The 16860-nt window shown below is 74.2% G+C and carries 15 protein-coding genes; 8 read left to right on the forward strand and 7 right to left on the reverse strand.

Going from position 1 to position 16860, the window contains the following annotated elements:
- The first annotated feature begins 86 nt into the window (after positions 1-86).
- Positions 87-1886, forward strand: coding sequence for a GNAT family N-acetyltransferase (locus ACIQZO_RS03460; RefSeq protein ID WP_403619418.1), 1800 nt, complete (start codon positions 87-89; stop codon positions 1884-1886).
- A 54-nt stretch (positions 1887-1940) separates the two neighbouring features.
- Here ACIQZO_RS03460 and ACIQZO_RS03465 read toward each other — a convergent pair whose 3' ends face one another.
- Positions 1941-4034, reverse strand: a complete 2094-nt coding sequence (locus ACIQZO_RS03465) for an AMP-binding protein (RefSeq protein ID WP_403619421.1) — start codon at positions 4032-4034, stop codon at positions 1941-1943.
- A 140-nt stretch (positions 4035-4174) separates the two neighbouring features.
- Here ACIQZO_RS03465 and ACIQZO_RS03470 point away from each other — a divergent pair, with 140 nt between their 5' ends.
- From ACIQZO_RS03470 to ACIQZO_RS03485, 4 genes are all read left to right on the forward strand, one after another.
- On the forward strand, positions 4175-6064 hold the full coding sequence (locus ACIQZO_RS03470) for an ABC transporter ATP-binding protein (RefSeq protein ID WP_403619424.1): 1890 nt from the start codon (positions 4175-4177) through the stop codon (positions 6062-6064).
- Between the two features lie 7 nt (positions 6065-6071).
- Positions 6072-6455: a VOC family protein gene (locus tag ACIQZO_RS03475; protein WP_030766748.1), complete on the forward strand. Its 384-nt coding sequence runs from the start codon at positions 6072-6074 to the stop codon at positions 6453-6455.
- Positions 6456-6694: 239 nt separating this feature from the next.
- Positions 6695-8068 carry an AMP-binding protein gene (locus tag ACIQZO_RS03480; protein WP_403619427.1) on the forward strand — a complete coding sequence of 458 codons (1374 nt, stop codon included), beginning with the start codon at positions 6695-6697 and terminating at the stop codon, positions 8066-8068.
- Positions 8069-8096: 28 nt separating this feature from the next.
- A complete protein-coding gene (locus ACIQZO_RS03485) occupies positions 8097-8627 on the forward strand; it encodes an HIT family protein (protein ID WP_403619430.1) in 531 nt (176 codons plus the stop codon).
- A 2-nt stretch (positions 8628-8629) separates the two neighbouring features.
- On the opposite strand, the gene ACIQZO_RS03490 is transcribed toward ACIQZO_RS03485, so the two are convergent.
- The gene (locus ACIQZO_RS03490; protein ID WP_403619432.1) at positions 8630-8983 is read right to left on the reverse strand and encodes a hypothetical protein; all 354 of its coding nucleotides are present in this window, start codon (positions 8981-8983) and stop codon (positions 8630-8632) included.
- Between the two features lie 135 nt (positions 8984-9118).
- On the opposite strand from ACIQZO_RS03490, the gene ACIQZO_RS03495 reads away from it, so the two are divergent.
- Complete coding sequence (locus tag ACIQZO_RS03495) at positions 9119-10003, forward strand: sigma-70 family RNA polymerase sigma factor (protein ID WP_403619435.1); 885 nt, start codon at positions 9119-9121, stop codon at positions 10001-10003.
- A gap of 228 nt (positions 10004-10231) precedes the next feature.
- Here the strand turns inward: ACIQZO_RS03495 and ACIQZO_RS03500 are convergent, their stop codons facing one another.
- Positions 10232-10948 carry a FadR/GntR family transcriptional regulator gene (locus tag ACIQZO_RS03500; protein WP_403619438.1) on the reverse strand — a complete coding sequence of 239 codons (717 nt, stop codon included), beginning with the start codon at positions 10946-10948 and terminating at the stop codon, positions 10232-10234.
- A 131-nt stretch (positions 10949-11079) separates the two neighbouring features.
- Here ACIQZO_RS03500 and ACIQZO_RS03505 point away from each other — a divergent pair, with 131 nt between their 5' ends.
- Together ACIQZO_RS03505 and ACIQZO_RS03510 are read left to right on the forward strand one after the other, a co-directional pair.
- Positions 11080-11601: a gluconokinase gene (locus tag ACIQZO_RS03505; RefSeq protein ID WP_403619440.1), complete on the forward strand. Its 522-nt coding sequence runs from the start codon at positions 11080-11082 to the stop codon at positions 11599-11601.
- Positions 11602-11613: 12 nt separating this feature from the next.
- Positions 11614-12993 carry a gluconate:H+ symporter gene (locus ACIQZO_RS03510; protein WP_403619442.1) on the forward strand — a complete coding sequence of 460 codons (1380 nt, stop codon included), beginning with the start codon at positions 11614-11616 and terminating at the stop codon, positions 12991-12993.
- On the opposite strand, the gene ACIQZO_RS03515 is transcribed toward ACIQZO_RS03510, so the two are convergent.
- The 4 genes from ACIQZO_RS03515 to ACIQZO_RS03530 all read right to left on the reverse strand — a co-directional run bounded on the left by ACIQZO_RS03515 (position 12979) and on the right by ACIQZO_RS03530 (position 16844).
- On the reverse strand, positions 12979-13947 hold the full coding sequence (locus tag ACIQZO_RS03515) for a hypothetical protein (protein WP_403619444.1): 969 nt from the start codon (positions 13945-13947) through the stop codon (positions 12979-12981). The genes ACIQZO_RS03510 and ACIQZO_RS03515 overlap by 15 nt on opposite strands.
- Before the next feature lie 163 nt (positions 13948-14110).
- Positions 14111-15631: a cytochrome P450 gene (locus ACIQZO_RS03520; RefSeq protein WP_403619446.1), complete on the reverse strand. Its 1521-nt coding sequence runs from the start codon at positions 15629-15631 to the stop codon at positions 14111-14113.
- Between the two features lie 90 nt (positions 15632-15721).
- Positions 15722-16093: a protein phosphatase gene (locus ACIQZO_RS03525; protein WP_403619448.1), complete on the reverse strand. Its 372-nt coding sequence runs from the start codon at positions 16091-16093 to the stop codon at positions 15722-15724.
- Positions 16094-16097: 4 nt separating this feature from the next.
- Entirely contained in the window at positions 16098-16844 is a 747-nt protein-coding gene (locus tag ACIQZO_RS03530) for a hypothetical protein (RefSeq protein ID WP_403619450.1), read from the reverse strand.
- Between the last annotated feature and the right edge of the window lie 16 nt (positions 16845-16860).

A 16860-nucleotide genomic window follows, 5' to 3' on the forward strand; every position in this document is an offset into this window, starting at 1 on the left:
TGTCTCCGCGTGGGTGGGAAAGTATGTGCCGTGGAGAGGCCGAATCTATCGCACGGCCTTGACGCGGACCATGGGGAGGTCAGCAGATGGTAAAGGTCAGGGCCGCGCGGCCGGCCGAGGCACAGGACCTGACCGGGCTGGTGATGCGGTCCAAGGCGTACTGGGGGTACGACGCCGACTTCCTGGCCGCGTGCGCGGAGGAGCTGCGGATCCGGGCCGACGACGTGACGTCCCGCCGCATCGTCGTGGCCGAAAGCGAGCGGGGCGAGGTGCTCGGGGTCGCGTCCCTGGAGGGGGCTGCGCCGCTCGCGGTCCTCGGTCTGCTCTTCGTGGAGCCGTCGGCCGTCGGGCAGGGGGTGGGCCGGCTCCTCTACCGGGACGTGCTCCGGCGGGCCGCGGAACTCGGGGTGCGCCGGCTGGTGATCGACTCCGATCCGCACGCGAGCGGGTTCTACCGGGCGATGGGGGCGGTGGCGCCCGACCCGGTCGGGAGCCCGGCCGACGGCGCCCGCGGCGGCTCGGCCCTGGTCCGCTTCGAGGTGACGCCCGCCCCGCTGGCCGACTGGGCGCGCGCCTGGACCGGCGGCGGGCGGGCCGTGCACCTGGGCAACGTCGGTGAGTTCAACGCGCAGTTCGCCGATGCCACCCTGGACCGGGAGCAGCGGCCGGCGCACCATTACGCCTGCCTGGCCGCCTTCTACAGCCCGTATCCGGCCGCGCTGGTGCTGCCGCGGGCAGTGCCGCGCGGCTGGACGGAACTGGTCTGCCGCCAGCTGGGCTGGACCGGGCTCGAGGTGTACGACGGCCTGGTGGACGGGGGGCCTGGCCTCGCCGACGCCGTACGGGCCCGGCCGGCGCTGGCCGCGCTGCTGACGGGGGCCGGACTGCCCCTCGTACCATGGGGGCGCACCCGGCCGTTCGGGCGGCTGGCGGGCCGGCCGTGGCGGGCCGGGGAGTTGCGCTACGAGTCGAAGTCCGCGGCGCACGGGCTCTTCGGGCGGATCCTGGCGGACGGCGGGCATCCGGGGATCGTGCTCCCCCGGCAGTGGCGGGCCGACGGGCGGTGGGCGGCGGCGCGGATGCTGGCGGCCCGGACCCGGGCGGGCGAGAGCACCGTGGTGAAAACGGAGCACGGTGTCGGGGGTTCGGGCACCACGGTGGTCACCCCGGCGCAGGTCCGCGCGGCGGGCGGGGCGCGGGCGGTGCTACGGCGGCTGCCGCGCGGTCCGCTGCTGCTGGAGGAGTACGTCGGCCGTCCGGCGGACGGCGGAGCGGACCCGGCCGGGACCGGGGGGCCGCGGGACCTGACGTACGACGGCTTCGTCGACGACGCGGGCCATGTGCACGAGGTGGGCGGGGCGGTGATGGACGTGGCGGACGGCTGCTACCGGGGCGCCACGGTGGGGCCCGGGGTGGTGCCCGAAGGGGCCGTGAAGCCCCTCATCGCCTTCGGGGCGGCGGTGGGCCGGGGGCTGGCGGACTCCGGCTACCGGGGCTGGTTCGATGTGGACTTCGTCGCCGACGGGCAGGGGCGGCTGGCGCCGACCGAGACGAACCTGCGGCTGACAGGTCCGTCGATCGCCTTCATGGTGGCGGCCCGGCTCGACGTGCTGCGGGGCGCGGGGCACCTCGTACGGATCGCCGACCGGGTGGAGCTGGGCGCGCGGCTGCCCGAGGCCCAGCTGGACGAGCTGTGCGCGGCCCTGGTGCGGGGCTGCGCGGAACTCGGGGCGGTGTTCGTGCCCGCGATCCCGACCGGGGCCTTCGAACCGGCGCCCTGGATGGGTGTGCTGGTGGCCGCGCGCAGCAAGAAGGTGCTGGACGCGGCCGAGGAGCTGGTGCGGGCCGAGGCCCTGGCGGTCGGGGCGATGTTCGGCCCGCCGTAGCCGGCCTGCGCGGCCGGCCCGGCGGCGGTGCGGGTCGGAGGTCCGATCCGCCTGTCAGTCGTCGACGGGGTCGTGGAAGTCGAAGGGGTCCGCCGGCCTGGCGACGACGTAGGCCGCGACGACGGCGCCCGCGATCATCAGCGGGACGTTGAAGGTGTAGACGAGCGCGGCCTGCTGCGGCCAGTCGTGCTTGGCCGCGAGCCGGTAGAGGTTGTCCTGCGGCCACCAGGCCAACAGGAGGTAGGAAACTGCCAGATGGGCGGCCACGGTGAGGGAGGGGCTGCGGCGCTGGCGGCGCATCCGGGCGCGACCGCCGAACAGGAAGACCACGCCGACGCCGAAGGCGAGGCACTCGAAGAGGTAGAGGACGGAGAACAGGAACGCCCAGGGCTGCGGCACTCCCGTGAGGTCGGTCGATCCGGGCCACAGGAGATTGGTGATGATCAGGGCGACGAGGCCCAGGACGACTCCCCCGCAGCCGGCCGCGCAGGACGCCGGCACCTCGCCCTGGCTCGGGGCGGCCCCGTACTTCCCGGACTTGCTGCCGGCGCCCCGCGCCGCCGCGGGCAGGATGGGCAGGGGCAGGGCGTCCCGGTCCTCCCGGCCCGCCGCGCTACGGGGCAGGGCGCGCAGGCGGATCACGTTCCGCGGGCACTCCTCCCTGGGCACCTTGCCCGCCAGGTGGTCGCGCAGCTCCTCGACGTCCGGCAGCAGGACCCCGGCGGGCCACGCCGGCCCGCCCGGCGGCGGGGCCACGTACGCGACGAGCCGCCGCGGGCCGCGGGGGCCGTCGACCCCCTTGACGATGGCGGCTCCGATGCCCGCGTGGCCGCGGATGGCGCACTCGATCGGGTAAGGGTCGACCCAGCGGCCGTCGGGCAGTGCGATGCGGTCCCGGATCCGGCCGCCGAACTCCAGCAGCCCGTCCTCGCGCAGCAGGCCGAGGTCTCCGGTGGGTACGGCGTCGCCGCCGTCCGGCGGCGTGAGGCGGATCTCGCCGCCGTGCACCTCGACGCGGCAGCCGGGGAACGGGGTGCCGAGCAGGGAGATCGCTTCCGGGTCGTCCAACGGGTGGGGCAGTTGCGGCAGTTCGAACCAGGTGCCGACGCCGGCGCACTCGGCGGGGCCGTAGACGTTGAGCACGCGCGCGCCGGGACGCAGCCTGACCTGCAGGGTCGCCTGCTCGTCGAGGTAGAGCCGGTCGCCCGAGACGGCGAGCAGCCGCAGCGAACGGCAGGCGGGGTCCGAACCGCGGTGGCCGGGCGGGCCGGTGGCGGCGGCCGGTTGCGCGTCCTCGATCAGCAGCCGGGCGGCGCCGGCCGGGTCGGTGTGCAGGACGGTGACGCGGTCGGTCTCGACCGCCGCCCGGATGTTCTCGGGCTTCCAGGGGGAGCGCGGGGTCAGTACGAGGGCGCCGCCCGAGCACAGGGCGCGGGTCCAGCCCGCGGCGAAGGCGGTCACGTCCGGCCCGGCGGTGATCAGGTGCCGGTCCTGCGGGGTCGGCCGGGCGACCTCGGCCCAGCTCTCGTGGGCGGCGAGGAGCAGCCCGTGGCCGACGGGAACCGCGCGCGGCTCGGCCGCCCCGCTGAAGAGCAGGGCCGCGGTCCGGCGGGGCGGCAGGGCGCAATGGCCGGAAGGCCGGTCGGTGAGCCGGTCGGTGACCCGGTCAGAAGGCCGGTCGGGGGAAGGGGCCGGCGGCTGTTCGGCGCGCGGCCCGGCGATCGTGGCCTCCTCGTCGAGCCGGATCACCCGCAGGCCGGTGCCGTTGTCGAGAGCGGCCCGGTGGGCGGTATCGGTGAGCAGGACCACCGGTTCGGCGGCGGTGAGCTGCAGCCGCCCGGCGTGGGGGGTCGCGACGTCGATGACGGTGTAGGCGCCGCCGGCCTTGAGGACGGCGAGGAGGGCGACGACCAGTTCACTCTGCCGGTCGGTGCCGACGGCGACGAGCCTGCCGGGCGGCAGGCCGGAGTCGAGCAGGCGGTGCGCCAGCCGGTCGGCGCGCGCGTCCAGCTCCCCGTAGGTCAGGCTGTCCGGGCCGGCGATGAGCGCCCGGGCCCCGGGGGTGTCCCGGGCCCACTGCTCGAAGCGGTGCAGGACGGTGTCGGTGGTTCGCTTGTTGAAGCGTACGGACTCGGATCCCTGCGTCATGAACCGATGATGCCACCGGGCACCGACAAGGGGTGAGGGTCGCGAATATCCCTCCTCCGGACGGCAGTTGGACACACGTACGGGCGGTCTCGAACAAATACCTTGACCTCGACTTTGGTTGAGGTCCTAGCGTCTCGGCCATGGACATGGAAGTCACCGCCTGGATGTCGCTCCACAGCGCGATCAACGCCGAGCAGGACCGCCGCCCGTTCTCCCGGGCCGGCCTGCGCCGCGTCGCCGCGTTCGCCCGCCCGCACCGTCGCGGGCTGACCCTCTTCCTTCTGCTGAGCGTGATAACGGCGCTGCTCGCGGTGGCCACACCGGTGCTCGCCAGCCGGGTCGTCACCGCCATCGTGGACGGCCGCGACAGTGCCGCCATCACCCGGCTGGCGCTGCTCATCGCACTGATCGCGGTCGCGGAGGCCGGGCTCGGACTGCTGACCCGCAAGCTCTCCGCCACCCTCGGCGAGGGGCTGATCCTGGATCTGCGGACGGCGGTCTTCGACCACGTGCAGCGGATGCCGGTCGCCTTCTTCACCCGGACCCGGACGGGGGCCCTGGTCAGCCGGCTCAACAATGATGTGATCGGCGCCCAGCGGGCCTTCAGCAACACCCTGTCGGGCGTGGTCGCCAACACCGTCACCCTGGTGCTGACCCTCGTCGTGATGCTGAGCATCTCCTGGCAGATCACCCTGCTGGCGCTGGTACTGCTGCCGGTGTTCGTGCTGCCGGCCCGCCGGATGGGGACGCGGATGGCGGCGATGCAGCGGGAGGCCGCCGCGCTGGACTCCGCGATGAGCACCCAGATGACCGAGCGGTTCTCCGCTCCCGGCGCGACGCTGGTCAAGCTCTTCGGGCGGCCCGCCGACGAGTCCGCGGAGTTCGCCGCCCGGGCGGCGCGGGTGCGGGACATCGGGATCCGTACGGCGATGGCCCAGTCGGCCTTCATCACGGCCCTCACCCTGGTCTCGGCGCTGGCCCTCGCCCTCGTCTACGGGCTCGGCGGCTTCTACGCCCTGCGCGGGTCCCTGGAAGCCGGTTCCGTCGTCGCCCTCGCCCTCCTCCTGACCCGGCTGTACGCCCCGCTGACCGCGCTCGCCGGCGCCCGCGTCGAGGTGATGAGCGCGCTGGTGAGTTTCGAGCGGGTCTTCGAGATCCTCGACCTGAAGCCGCTCATCGCGCAGAAGCCGGACGCCCGCCGGGTCCCAGAGGGGCCGGTGGCCGTGGAGTTCGACCGCGTGTCCTTCGGCTACCCGGCCGCCGACAAGGTCTCGCTCGCCTCCCTGGAGGAGGTCGCCGCCCTCGATGCCCGGGGCGGCACCCAGGTGCTCCACGAGGTGTCCTTCCGGGCCGAGCCGGGCCAGATGATCGCCCTGGTCGGCTCGTCCGGCGCGGGGAAGTCGACCATCGCGCAACTGCTGCCGCGGCTGTACGACGCCGACGCGGGCGCGGTCCGCCTCGGCGGGATCGACGTACGCGACCTCACGGCCGACTCGATCCGCGAAACGCTCGGCATGGTCACCCAGGACGGGCACCTCTTCCACGAGTCGGTACGGGCCAATCTGCTGCTGGCCCGCCCGGAGGCCTCCGAGGAGGAGATCTGGGAGGCCCTGCGGCGCTCGCGGCTGGACGGGCTCGTCGCCTCCCTGCCGGACGGACTGGACACGGTGGTCGGGGAACGCGGCTACCGGCTGTCGGGCGGGGAGCGGCAGCGGCTGACGATCGCTCGGCTGCTGCTGGCCCGGCAGCGGGTGGTGATCCTCGACGAGGCCACCGCGCACCTGGACTCGACCTCGGAGGCCGCGGTGCAGGAAGCCCTGGGCGAGGCCCTGGCCGGCCGGACCGCGGTGGTGATCGCGCACCGGCTGTCGACCGTGCAGGCGGCGGACCTGATCCTGGTGGTCGAGGACGGCCGGATCGTGGAACGGGGCACGCACACCGCGCTGCTGGCGGCGGGCGGGCGCTACGAGGAGCTGTACCGCACGCAGTTCGCGGTGTCGGACGGCGAGGCACCGGTGTCGGGAGCATGATGCTGTCATGGACATCAAACTGGAACTCGTCGCCGTCCCCGTGACCGACATCGACCGGGCCAAGGCCTTCTACGAGAAGCTCGGCTTCAACGCCGACCACGACGTCACCGTCAGTGAGGACATCCGCTTCGTCCAGCTGACCCCGCCGGGCTCTGCCTGTTCGATCGCCATCGGCAAGGGGCTGACCCGGATGACCCCGGGGTCGCTGGACAACATGCAGGTCGTCGTCACCGACATCGAGGAGGCGTACGAGGACCTGCGCGGCCGCGGGGTCGAGGTGACGGAGATCCAGGACCTGCCGTGGGGTTCCTTCGTCTACTTCTCCGACCCCGACGGCAACGGCTGGGCGGTCCAGCAGACCACCCCGCGCAAGACGGCGGACACCGCCTGAGCCCCGACCGTCCCTGACGGCCCGACGGCCCGACCCCCGGGTCGCCGGGTCACACGACCGCCGCAGCCCGTGCCGCGTCTTCGGGCGCGGCGCGGGCTGCGGCCCTCCCTCCCGGCCTGTCATTGGACTTTCGACCGAGGGCGCGGCGCGTCCTTGGTCGGGAACGCGCATTGCGTCGCGGCGTGTTGAGAGCTTGGCTTGCCGAGGTCAACACGGCGAGGTCGGTCCCGAGGAAGCGAATGACATCCATGCTCGACGGCTGCACTCCCTGGCCCGAGGCGTTCGTCGACCGCTACTGGGCGGCCGGCCACTGGCGCGGCAACACGCTGGACAACCTGCTCCGCGGCTGGGCCCGGCACAACGGGCCGCGGACCGCGCTCGTGCACGGCTGCACCCGCATCACGTACGGGCAGCTGAACCGGCGGGTGGACCGGATGGCCGCGGGGTTCCGGCTGCGCGGCCTGCGTCCCGGTCAGCGGGTCGTCGTCCAGCTGCCGAACGTCCCCGAGTTCGTCATCACCGTGTTCGCGCTGATGCGCATGGGTGCGGTCCCCGTGCTCTGCCCGGTGACGCACCGGGCGGCCGAGGTGTCCCGCCTCGTACGGGTCAGCCAGGCCGTCGGCCACGTAGGCCCCCCGACCCACCAGGGCTTCGACCTCACGGCGATGGCGGCGGAGATCGCGGCCCAAGGGCCCTTCCTGCGACGCGTGTTCACCCTGGAGGCCCCGGGCGAGGCGTCCCCGTACGGCGGCTTCACCATCGACGCGGCGGGCTGCCACTACTACCCCCTGGCCTCCATCGACTCCCCACCGGAGCGGCCGCTCCCGCAGAGCGCCGATCAGGTCGCGTTCCTCCTGCTCTCCGGTGGTACGGACGCGGAGCCCGTGCTCGTACCGCGCACCCACAACGACTACGCCTACCAGGTGCGGGCCGCAGCCGATCTGGTGTCGCTCACCGAGAAAGACGTGTACCTCGCCGCGCTTCCCGCCGAGTCCAACTTCGCGCTCGGCTGCCCCGGCATCGTCGGCACCCTGTCGGTCGGTGGCGTCGTCGTCCTCGCCGAGGACACGGACCCGGCCGCGTGCCTCCCGGTCGTCGCACGGGAGCGGGTCACCGTCACCTCGCTGCTGCCCGCCGCCGCGGGCCTCTGGCTCGACGCCGCTGCCGATGCCGCTGCCGCGGACCGGGTCGACGTGAGCAGCCTGCGCCTCGTGCAGATCGGCGGTGAGCATCTGGCGCGGACGACCGCCGAACGCGTCGGCCCCGAACTGGGCCGCTTGCAGCGGGTGTCGGGCAGGGCCGAGGGGCTCTTCACCGTCACCCGGCCCGCGGACCCGGACGAGACCGTACTCACGACACGGGGGCGCCCGCTCTCGCCCGAAGACGAGATCCGCGTGGTCGGCGTCGACGGCGGGGACGTGCCCGACGGGGAGTCCGGCGAACTCCTCGCCCGCGGTCCCGGCACCCCGCGCGGCTACTACCGGGCGCCCGACCGCACCGCGCGCGCCTTCACCACCGACGGCTTCTTCCGTACCGGCGACCTCGCACGCCGCACCCCCGACGGCAACCTGGTGGTGACGGGGCGCCTGCGGGATGTGGCGTCCGGCCGCTGAGGGGCGGGGCCGGTGAGAGGATGCGCCGGTGCCGACACCGATGCCGATGGACCGTGAACCGATGGACCTCGAGGCGTACGTCGAACGGACGCGCGGCGGGCCGTGCTTCGTCTGCGCCTTTCTTGCCGGACACCCCGACTTCGCGCACGAGAGCGTCTTCGAGGACGAGCACCATGTGGCCTTCCTCGACCGCTGGCCCACGCTCCCCGGAAAGGTGCTGGTGGCCCCCAGGGCGCACATCGAGCATGCCGTCCGCGATCTGGACGCGTCGGCCTACACCCGGCTGATGCTCGTCGTACGGGAGGTCGCGCTCGCGGTGGAGGACGTCCTCGACTGCGAGCGGACCTACCTGTACTCGCTCGGGAGCCGGCTGGGCAACGCCCACCTGCACTGGCACGTCGCGGCGCTGCCGCCCGGTGTTCCGTACGAGCGGCAGCAGTTCCACGCCCTGATGACCGAGAACGGCGTGCTGTCGCCGTCGCCCGAGGAGCGGGCCGCCACGGCAGCGCTCCTGCGCGCGGCCGTGGCCGCGCGCGGAGCACTCGTACCGCCTCGGTGAGATCAGGCCTGCGCGGGCGCGGGGGTGTGGTGGTGGTCGAGCTCCCACGCGTGGTGCTTGAACTCGTGGCGGAAGTCCGCGTGGTCCTCCCACTGGCGGGCGATCCCGCGCAGCACGTCCCAGTTGTGCTCCACCGATTGGTCGATGACGCGGCGCATGGCGGGCTCGGCGGATTCCCGCTTCTCGATGAGGCCCTTGATGGCGGAGGCCTCCAGGACGGAGTTGCGCAGCGCGCGCAGGGCGCGGGAGGTGTCGTCCATGGCGAAACCGTGTTCGCTGCCCGTCGCCTCGTCGAACAGCGGGGTGAGCCGCGCCTCGATGAATGCGGTGATCCGCTCGAAGTGCTGCACGTCCATCGGGGGCTCCCTCTTCTGCCGGGCCACCCTGTGCACCCGGCGTCTCCACTCGCTTCTGTTGTTCGGGAGCCATTATCCAGCAGCCGCCATGATCTGTTTTGATCATCCGGTGTGCGCAATCGATGTGGGGGACCCGTGGACGGGAACGCGTGGCTGACGGAGCGTTTCGAAGAGCACCGCTCTCACCTGAGAGCGGTGTCCTACCGCATGCTCGGTTCCCTCGCCGAGGCCGATGACGCCGTCCAGGAGGCCTGGCTGCGGCTGAGCCGGTCCGACGTCAGCGAGGTGGAGAACCTCGGAGGCTGGCTGACGACCGTCGTTTCGCGCGTGTGCCTCAACATGCTGCGCTCGCGCGAATCCCGGCGCGAGGACTCCGTGGACGCGTACCCCACCGACCCCGTCGCCGACCGCGAGGCCGCGGTCGACCCCGAGGAGGAGGCCGTGCTGGCCGACTCGGTCGGGCTGGCGCTGCTCGTCGTGCTCGACCGGCTGGCGCCCGCCGAGCGGCTCGCGTTCGTCCTGCACGACCTGTTCGCCGTGCCCTTCGACGAGATCGCCCCGATGATCGAGAAGACCCCGGCGGCGACCCGTCAGCTCGCGAGCCGCGCCCGCCGCCGGGTCAAGGGGGCCCCGCCGGCACCCGAGGCCGATCCGACGCGCCGACGCCACGTCGTGGAGGCCTTCCTCGCCGCCACCCGCGGCGGGAACTTCGACGCGCTCGTCGCCCTGCTCCACCCCGACGTGGTGCTCCGTGCCGACACGGCCGTCGTGCCCAGCGCCGCCCCGATCCTCCTGCGCGGCGCCGGCACCGTCGCCACGAGTGCGATGGCCGCCATGCGGCGGGCGGGGGCGACGGCGCCCGCCCTGATCGACGGAGCGGTCGGCCTGGCGATGGCCCCGCTGGGCCGGCTGTTCCTGGTCCTCGGGTTCACGATCGAGGACGGCCTGATCACCGAAATCGACATCGTGGCGGAACCGGAGCGTCTGGGCGCGCTGGAGATCGCCGCGCTCGACGTCTGACCGTTGACCATTCGACCCCTGACCGCAGGACCGCAGGACCGCAGGAGATCCGACGGCCGGAAGCGGCCGTAGCGATTCCGTGCCGCGGCCGCAGGAGCGCGGGCGCGAACGGGCGCGGGAACGGAAGGAGTCGCGCGGCTCCGACTCCTCCACCGGCGGTGGCTGCGGAGGGGGATGCGGCGGAGGGTGCGGCGGCTGCGGCTGACCCGCCGGCCCCGGGCCGGACGCTCAGGGCGCCAGTACGTCCAGTTCCTCCAGCGCGCCCACCGCGATCCGGCGGGTCAGCGCCTCGGCGCGCGCCGCGTCGCCCTCGCGCACCGCTTCGGCCACCTGCACGTGCAGGGTGACGGCGGCGGGGTCGGGATCGTGGAACATCACCGCGTGCTCGGTGCGGCCGGTGAGGACTTCGGCGACGACGTCCCCGAGGCGGGCGAACATCTCGTTGCCGGATGCGTTCAGCACGACGCGGTGGAAGGCGATGTCGTGCCGCAGATAGCCCTCGAGCTGGTGGCCGCGCGAGGTGCGGACCATACCGAGGGCCGCCTCGGTGAGTTCGGCGCACTGCTGCGGCGTGGCCAGTGTCGCGGCGAGTCCGGCCGCGACCGGTTCGATCGCGGAGCGCAGCACGGTGAGGGAACGCAGCTGCCGGGGCCGGTCGGTGCCGGCCAGCCGCCAGCGGATCACGCGCGGGTCGTAGACGTTCCACTCGTCGGTGGGGCGCACCGTGACGCCGACCCTGCGGCGGGACTCGACCAGGTGCATCGACTCCAGGACGCGGACGACCTCCCGGACCACGGTGCGGGAGGCGTCGAAGCGCTCGGCGATCTCGTCGGTGCGCAGGACGCTGCCGGGCGGGTACTCCCCCGCCGTGATCGCGAGCCCGAGGGTGTCCAGCACGTGGGTGTGGAGCCCCTGCCCAGGTCCAGGACTGCCTTCGGTGGTCATGGCGTAAGCGTACGGTGACGTCCTCGGCAACGAAAGATATGATGTTTCCGACCGGAGGCTTGAATACGTAGTACTTAATGCGCTTCAGTGGGGCCACACGAACCGATGTCGACGAGGACAGCGAGGTAGGCGTGAGCACTCAGCGCGTCATTGTGGTGATGGGCGTGGCCGGCACGGGCAAGACGACCGTGGGCCGACTGCTCGCCGAGGCACTCGGCATTCCGTACGCGGAGGGCGATGCCTTCCACCCGGCGGCCAACGTCGCCAAGATGTCGGCCGGCATCCCGCTGGACGACGCGGACCGCGGGCCGTGGCTGGACGCCATCGGCGAGTGGATCCGCAACAGCGGCGACCTGCACGGCGGGGTCATCGCCGCCTCGTCGCTCAAGCGCGCCTACCGCGACCGGCTGCGCGCCGCGGCGCCCGGGGCCGTTTTCGTCCACCTCACCGGCGACCGCCCGCTGATCGAGAGGCGCATGGCGGACCGCAAGGGCCATTTCATGCCCACCACCCTGCTGGACTCTCAGTTCGCCGCGCTGGAGCCGCTCCAGGAGGACGAACCCGGCGTCGTCGTCGAGGTGTCCGGATCCCCGCAGGACATCACCGAGCGGGCGCTGGCCGCGCTGCGCCGCCTGCCCACCCGTCAGAACTGAGGAAACGTCACCGTGACCACCGCTCTCATCGTCGAGACTTTGGCAGCGGCCGCCACCGGACCGATCACCTCGGCCGGGAACACCCAGCTGGGGATCGCCGTCCTCGCGGGCATAGCCGTCATCGTCCTGCTCATCACCCGCCTCAAGATGCATGCCTTCCTGGCCCTGACGGTCGGTTCGCTGACCCTCGGGGTCTTCGCGGGCGCGCCGTTGGCCAAGACGATCGCCAGCTTCACCGCCGGACTCGGCGCCACCGTCGCGGGCGTCGGCGTACTGATCGCGCTCGGTGCGATCCTCGGCAAACTGCTGGCCGACTCGGGCGGCGCGGACGAGATCGTGGGCACGATCCTCGCCCGGGCCAAGGGCCGGGCCATGCCGTGGGCGATGGTGCTGATCGCCTCGGTGATCGGGCTGCCGCTCTTCTTCGAGGTCGGCATCGTGCTGCTGATCCCGGTGGTGCTGCTGGTGGCCAAGCGGGGCAACTACTCCCTGATGCGGATCGGCATCCCGGCGCTGGCCGGGCTGTCGGTGATGCACGGGCTGGTCCCGCCGCATCCCGGACCCCTCGTCGCGATCGACGCCCTCGACGCCAATCTGGGGGTCACCCTCGCGCTCGGTGTGGTCGTGGCCGTTCCGACCGTGATCATCGCCGGGCCGCTGTTCTCCCGGTACGCGGCGCGCTGGGTGGACATCGCGCCGCCCGAGAACATGATCGCGCCGCGCCCCGCGGCGGACCCGGAGCACCGCCCCCGGTTCGGCGCCACGGTGTTCACCGTGCTGCTGCCGGTGGCCCTGATGCTCGTCAAGGCCCTGGTCGACATCGTGGTCGACGACCCCGCGAGCCCGGTGCAGCGCGTGACCGATGTCGCGGGCTCGCCGATGATCGCCCTGCTCGCGGCGGTCCTGGTGGGCATGTTCACCCTCGGCCGGGCGGCCGGCTTCACCCGGGCCCGAATATCGACCACGGTGGAGAAGTCCCTGGCCCCGATCGCCGGCATCCTGCTGATCGTGGGTGCGGGCGGCGGCTTCAAGCAGACGCTGATCGACGTGGGCGTGGGTCAGATGATCCTGGACGTGTCGAAGGACTGGGCCGTTCCGACCCTGTTGCTGGCCTGGCTGATCGCCGTGGCCATCCGCCTGGCCACCGGCTCGGCGGCCGGGCTCGTGGCCCCGCTCGCCGCCGACATGTCCACCACCGGGACCGCCCTGCTGGTCCTGGCCATCGGCTCCGGCTCGCTGTTCTTCAGCCACGTCAACGACGCCGGCTTCTGGCTGGTCAAGGAGTACTTCGGGATGACCGTCGGGCAGACGCTGAAGACCTGGTCGGTGATGGAGACCATCATCTCGGTGGTCGGCCTGGTTCTCGTCCTGCTGCTGTCACTGGTCCTTTAGCGGTTCCCTCAGCGGTTCCTTCAGCTGGGCCGCGGCCAGGGCGAGGCCGCCCGCGGCCCTCGCGCAGCGGGCCGCGAGCCTGGCGACCTCGGCGCGCAGCGCCTCGGCCTCCGGGCCGTACCACTCCGGCGCCCCGGCCACCGCGTGCAGCCGGAACGCGTGCGTGCGCAGCGCCGCCGCGTGTCCGCTCAGGCCGCCGCCGTCCGGCGGTCGGGGCGCCGGCCGCGACGGCGCCTGCGTGATACGTCGGCGGGCCGGGCGGCCGCCGGGCGCGGGCCCCGTCGGGGGCCGTTCGGGCAGACCCGGGCCGCGGTCGCAGAAGGCCCAGAAGGCGGCGCCGAGTCCGAGAACGGGTTCGGCGGTCTCGGCCCGGCCGGTGGCGACCTGCCAGCCCGCGTGGTCGTTGAAGGGGTTGGCGTCGGTCAGGGCGTTCCAGGCGAGGATGTCCGCGAAGGACGGGGCCAGCAGCGAGAACGCGTGCTCGGCGCCCTGCTCGCGCATGATGGCGCGGAACAACCGGACGGCCTCGCCCTGGCGTCCCGCTCCGACCGCGCCGAGGACGGCGGCCGCCCCGGGATCGTCGAGCAGTTCGGGTCGGCCCGCGCTCGCGGCGCGGATCCGGGCCTTCAGTCCGCAGACCGCGATGCTGATTGCGAGGCTCTCCCGGCCCGCCAGGATTCCGGCGAGCCGGCCGGCCCGGGCCACTCCGCGGCCGCGCGGTGCCCAGCCGAGACCCGACGGGTCGGTGAGCGTACGCAGCAGAGTGCGCCAGCCGAGCCTGGTCCGGCCGCCCCGGGCGAGGGCGGCTGCGGGCAACCGCGCGCCGAGGGCCAGGCCGGAGGCGTGGCGGGCGGCCTCGCCGACCGCGTCGGCGGCCTCGGCGAGTGCGCGGCACGGGGCGTCGAGCAGGTCGATGTCCGGGGCGGTGAACGCGGAGGTCGCGGCGTCGGGCATGTCATCCTCGGGGGGCTCGGCAGGGGGTTCGGGGGTGGGCGGGTCGGGCGGGTCGGGCGGGTCCGGCAGGTCGAACGGGGTCCGGCGGTTCAGTCGGACGGGTTTGGCGGTTCGGTCGGGGTCCGGCGGTTCGGCGGTTCGGTCGGACGGGTCCGGGGCGCCGTCAGCGGCGGGTGAGCGTGAGCCTGATCCGGTGCGGGTCGAGGGTGGCGGGCAGCGGTCCCACCGGGTCCAGGACCGGGCGGGTGCCCGCGATGCGGTGGCTCCGCAGTACCTCGGCGCAGAGCGCGGCCGTCATCATCAGACCGAGCTGGTCGCCCGGACAGCGGCCGCCGCCGTGGCTGAAGGGCGCCATCCGCAGGTCCTGGTCCGCGCCCGGGTTCTTCCACCGGCCGGGCACGAACACGTGCGCGGCCGGAACCCGTTCGGGGTCCCGCTGGTGGAACGCGGCGGGCAGCAGCACCGAGGTGCCGGCCGGGTAGCGCACGCCCCGCCATTCGGTCTCGGCGCGGGTGACGCGGATCAGGTCGGGCACCACCGGGTACAGCCGCAGGGACTCCCGTACGCAGGCCCGCAGCCGGGGCAGCTCGCCCCGGTCCCCGCCGGCGGCGACCTCCGCGGCCGCCTCGGCCGCGGCCAGGTCCTGCTCCGCGGGGTGTGCCCCGAGCAGGAGCAGGGTGCGCAGCAGCGTCTCCGGGACGGCGTCCATGGCCAGCAGCCAGTGCTCGGCCTGCGCCACGGGGTCCAGGGTCCCGGTGGGGTCGGCGTGGCGGGCGGCCCGGCCGGCCAGGGTGTCCGCGTCGGCGCGGGCTGCGTACTCCTGGATGCGTAGGCGGGCCTTGTCGTGCACGGAACGGGCGGCGCGCACCCGTCCGCCACGCTGACTGCCGCCCTGGGCGCTCAGCTGGGTGAGCCATCCGGTGAGCTCCTCGTCCGCGGCGGCCGCGTCGCCGAGCACCATCCGCCGGGCGGCCCGGCGCACGGCGTTCCGGGCCCGGGCGAGGTCGAGGGTGGCGGAGCCCGAGCCCGAGCCGGAACCCGAGCGGGTACCCGAGCCTGCGGTCAGGTGCCGGGCCTCCTCGGCGAGGGCTGCCAGGAAGGGCCGGCAGGAGGGGTGCACGGGCAGGCCCGCGGCCAGCACCTCGGCGCCGGCCTGCCGCCGCTCCGCGCCGGGTTCGCCGCGGGAGCAGCCCGAGTCGGCGGGCTCCTCGGGGACCGGGCCCCGGCACTTGCCCGGCGGGGCCGGGGCGAGGAGGCTGACGGGTTCGGCGTAGAACCGGTGCAGGTCCCGCGGGTCGAGGAGGACGAGGACGGTGCGCCCGGAGCGGGTGCGTACGAGGACGGGCGCCTCCCCGTGGCGGGCCCGCAGGGCGCGCAGCGCGGCGGCGGAGGCGCGCACCTCGTCGGGACGGGGCCGGGCGAGGCCGCGCAGCAGGTCGCCGAGTCCGTCGAGGGTGGCGCGGCGGGCGGTGCCGGAGACGAGGGCGGCGTACCGCGGCGACTCCTTGACGAAGGTCCGCCGGCCGGCGCCTCCCGCGCCCATCCCCGGCACGGCCGGCCCTCGGTCCGCGAGCGGTGCCTCGCCGCGGGGGGAACGACCGACTCGCTCGGGCCGCCGCCGGGCGGCGAGGGCCCGCACCCGGGCTCGGAGCCCGTCGAGGGCGGTCCCTTGGACCGTACGCATCCGTGTACCTCCGCGGCGGGAGCGACAACGCTCGGCGACAACGGCATCACCGTACGTCCCACCTGCGCACCCCGCGCCCCGAGGACCACGTCAGGGGTCCAGGCCGACCAGCAGGGCGGCGATGTCGAGTCCCGCGGTGAAGTAGGCGGCGAAGGCCTCGTTGTGCAGGGCCCACGGGGAGCGCCCGCCGCGTACGCGGGCGATGGCCGCGGCGGGGGTCAGGCCCCGGTCGACGAGGCACTGGGCGACGACGAGGCCGGACCTGTTGTAGCCCGAGTGGCAGCGCACGAGCGTGGTGAGGCCCGCATCGAGGGCGAGCCCGGCGACGCCGGCGAGCCGCTGGACCGTGCGGAGCGGGTCGGCGGTGAGCTCCGCGTCCGGAATCTCCTCCACGAGGTGCTCGGCGCGGGGTCCGACCTCCTGGCGGGCGGCTCCCAGCATCGCACGGCCCGCATCCAACAAGCGGTCATTCAAAGGCGGTTGAGGCGAAGGCCGCCTCTCGGAAGGCGGTGCGCAACGCGCCCTGCCCGGCCGTCGGGAGGAGGATCGCCCAGCGGTGGTGACGGGGGGAGATCCACAGGGCCGGGCCGCCGTCGTGCGGGGCGTGGTGGGTCCAGACCCCGTGCGGGGCGGGGTGCCAGAGCAGGCCGCGGGCGGGGGTGAGTTCGCCGGTGCGGATGCGGAGCGACTCGGCCGTCCAGGCGCGGCTGATGCCCGCCGGGGCCGGAGCCGACGCCGGTGCGAGGAGGTGGCACAGGAAGCGGGCCAGGTCGGTGAGGGGCGCGCTCAGGGTGCCGTCGGCGAACCGGGTGTCGGTCATCCCCAGGGGGCGCCAGACGCGGGTGGCCGCGAGGTCGGCGAGCGGGCTGCCGGAGAGGTGCTCGGAAAGCCGGGTGAGGGCGGCCGTCCCGCCCGGATGCGTGAGGAGGTGGTGGGCGGTGGTCCCGGCGGGGGTGTCCGCGGCGGCCGCGCCCCCGTAGGCGGTGAGCGGCGTGTGCAGCCGCAGCGCGCCCTCCTCGACGAGGCTGCCGACGACCGGCCAGAGCGCGAGGACGTCGGTCAGGCCGCCGACGTCGAGGGCGGCGCCCGCCGGGTGTCCGTCCTCCGAACCCGCCCGGGGGCCTTCGGGACCGCCGATGGCCCACACCGCCCCGGGGTCGGCGGACTCCACGAGGGCCCGGACGGCGGTGGCCTGGTCGCACAGGGGGGTCATGGTCGCCCACGTTAAC

Source organism: Streptomyces sp. NPDC097617 (assembly GCF_044761485.1).
In the GTDB taxonomy this organism is placed as follows: Bacteria; Actinomycetota; Actinomycetes; order Streptomycetales; family Streptomycetaceae; genus Streptomyces.

Coding starts and splice junctions, on each gene's coding strand:
- ACIQZO_RS03460 (WP_403619418.1), top strand. CDS start 87: ATGGTAAAGGTCAGGGCCGCGCGGCCGGCCGAGGCACAGGACCTGACC.
- ACIQZO_RS03490 (WP_403619432.1), bottom strand. CDS start 8,983: ATGGACGTGCAGCACTTCGAGCGGATCACCGCATTCATCGAGGCGCGG.
- ACIQZO_RS03470 (WP_403619424.1), top strand. CDS start 4,175: ATGGACATGGAAGTCACCGCCTGGATGTCGCTCCACAGCGCGATCAAC.
- ACIQZO_RS03520 (WP_403619446.1), bottom strand. CDS start 15,631: ATGCGTACGGTCCAAGGGACCGCCCTCGACGGGCTCCGAGCCCGGGTG.
- ACIQZO_RS03530 (WP_403619450.1), bottom strand. CDS start 16,844: ATGACCCCCCTGTGCGACCAGGCCACCGCCGTCCGGGCCCTCGTGGAG.
- ACIQZO_RS03475 (WP_030766748.1), top strand. CDS start 6,072: ATGGACATCAAACTGGAACTCGTCGCCGTCCCCGTGACCGACATCGAC.
- ACIQZO_RS03480 (WP_403619427.1), top strand. CDS start 6,695: ATGACATCCATGCTCGACGGCTGCACTCCCTGGCCCGAGGCGTTCGTC.
- ACIQZO_RS03465 (WP_403619421.1), bottom strand. CDS start 4,034: ATGACGCAGGGATCCGAGTCCGTACGCTTCAACAAGCGAACCACCGAC.
- ACIQZO_RS03500 (WP_403619438.1), bottom strand. CDS start 10,948: ATGACCACCGAAGGCAGTCCTGGACCTGGGCAGGGGCTCCACACCCAC.
- ACIQZO_RS03515 (WP_403619444.1), bottom strand. CDS start 13,947: ATGCCCGACGCCGCGACCTCCGCGTTCACCGCCCCGGACATCGACCTG.